This is a genomic window from Acidovorax sp. CF316 (assembly GCF_000276605.1).
Classification (GTDB): Bacteria; Pseudomonadota; Gammaproteobacteria; order Burkholderiales; family Burkholderiaceae_C; genus Acidovorax.
Genome location: NZ_AKJX01000083.1, coordinates 1 through 860 on the forward strand (window position 1 = coordinate 1; position 860 = coordinate 860).

Annotated in this window: 2 protein-coding genes; both read right to left on the reverse strand. The window is 62.8% G+C overall.

Translation table 11 applies throughout. The features are described from left to right. Positions 1–166: 166 nt before the first annotated feature. Positions 167–505, reverse strand: coding sequence for a P-II family nitrogen regulator (glnK, locus tag PMI14_RS06775; protein ID WP_007851823.1), 339 nt, complete (start codon positions 503–505; stop codon positions 167–169). Between the two features lie 45 nt (positions 506–550). Further along, on the reverse strand, positions 551–860 hold a 310-nt coding region (locus PMI14_RS06780; protein WP_007851831.1), incomplete at its 5' end, for a TorF family putative porin.

The following is an 860-nucleotide window of genomic DNA, read 5'->3' on the forward strand; positions in this document are numbered from 1 at the left end:
ACGTGCTGCGCCAGGGGCACCAGCCGCTGGCGCGGACGCCGCGGGTTCGACCGCAGGTGCCTGGGCCAGCGACAGTCCACCGACCGACAGCAGGCTCAACCCCAGGATGAAAGAAGCTAGCAATTTTTTCATGGCTTTTTTTCTCTTGTGTGTGATGCGGCGCGCCTCAGAGGGCTTCCTTGCCGGTTTCGCCGGTGCGGATGCGCACCACCTGCTCAAGGTGCGTCACGAAGATCTTGCCGTCGCCGATCTTGCCGGTGCGTGCAGCAGCTTCGATGGCTTCGATCACCCGGTCCACCAATTCGTCCGCCACAGCGGCTTCGATCTTGACCTTGGGCAGGAAGTCGACCACGTACTCTGCGCCGCGGTACAGCTCCGTGTGGCCCTTCTGGCGCCCGAAGCCCTTGACCTCGGTCACCGTAATCCCCTGGACCCCGATGTCCGACAGGGCTTCACGCACCTCGTCGAGCTTGAAGGGCTTGATGATGGCTGTCACCATTTTCATTTTTGGTTCCTCCGGGAAGGGGCGCACGATGCGCCCCTCAAAGATTTACAGGGTTTTGGTCAGCGTGACGATCACGCGCGACTTGTTGACGGGGCCGAAGTAGTCTTTCTTGGTGGCGCCCACCACGGCAGCGCCCAGCGACAGGCCCGAACCGAAGTCGTAGGCACCGCCGACGCTGTAGTCCAGGTAGTTGGGAGCAGCGATGTCGCCACCGAAGCGCGTGTAGCCCACCGAGGCCTTGGCGGTGATCTTGGGTGCCACTTCCTGCGCGAACGCCAGGTTCAGGTAGCCGGTGTTGCGGCCCTTGAAGCCAGGACCGGCGTAGGCGAAGTAGTCCTTGGACAGCGTGTGCGAG